Origin of the sequence: Flavobacterium sp. 2755 (assembly GCF_031455715.1) — a bacterium.
Lineage (GTDB): Bacteria > Bacteroidota > Bacteroidia > Flavobacteriales > Flavobacteriaceae > Flavobacterium.
Genome location: NZ_JAVDTG010000024.1, coordinates 1 through 1,067 on the forward strand (window position 1 = coordinate 1; position 1,067 = coordinate 1,067).

Sequence of the window (1,067 nt, forward strand, 5' to 3'; positions counted from 1 at the left end):
TCACCAACACTTTGTATCAATACAGCTCTAACGGCTGTTACACATACCACAACTGGTGCAACGGCTATAGGAACTGCAACGGGACTTCCGGCAGGTGTAACTGCAGCTTGGGCTTCTAACACCATTACAATCAGCGGAACACCGACAGCTTCGGGAACTTTTAACTATTCGATCCCTTTAACCGGCGGATGCGGAACTGTAAATGCAACCGGAACTATCATAGTAACACCTAACAAAACAGTTACTGCTGCTTCATCCTCACCTACTTTATGTATCAATACAGCTTTAACAGCCATTACTCATACAACTGTAAGTGCTACGGGTATTGGAACTGCGACAGGATTACCAGCGGGAGTAACTGCTGCTTGGGCTTCAAACACTATTACTATCAGCGGAACACCGACAGCTTCGGGAACTTTTAACTATTCAATCCCTTTAACCGGCGGATGCGGAACTGTAAATGCAATCGGAACTATCATAGTAACACCTAATAAAACGGTTACTGCTGGTTCATCTTCACCAACACTTTGTATCAATACGGCTTTAACTGCCATTACACATACCACAACTGGTGCAACAGCTATAGGAACTGCAACGGGATTACCGGCGGGTGTAACTGCAGCTTGGGCTTCTAACACTATCACAATCAGCGGAACGCCGACAGCTTCTGGAACTTTTAACTATTCAATCCCTTTAAACGGCGGATGTGGAACTGTAAATGCAACCGGGACTATTATTGTAACATCTGCAAATACCGTAAGCGCTGCATCTTCTTCACCAACACTTTGTATCAATACGGCTTTAACTGCCATTACACATACCACAACTGGTGCAACAGCCATAGGAACTGCAACGGGATTACCAACTGGTGTAACGGCAGCTTGGGCTTCTAACACTATTACAATCAGCGGAACGCCGGCAGCTTCGGGAACATTTAACTATTCAATCCCTTTAACCGGCGGATGCGGAACTGTAAATGCAACGGGAACTATTATTGTAACGCCTAATAAAACGGTGACTGCAGCATCATCTTCACCTACTTTATGTATCAATACAGCTTTAACAGC

General features: G+C 44.9%; 1 pseudogene. It reads left to right on the forward strand.

Annotation, left to right across the window (positions count from 1 at the left end):
- Window positions 1-1,067: pseudogene (locus tag J2Y38_RS24570) on the forward strand (hypothetical protein); the annotation flags it as partial.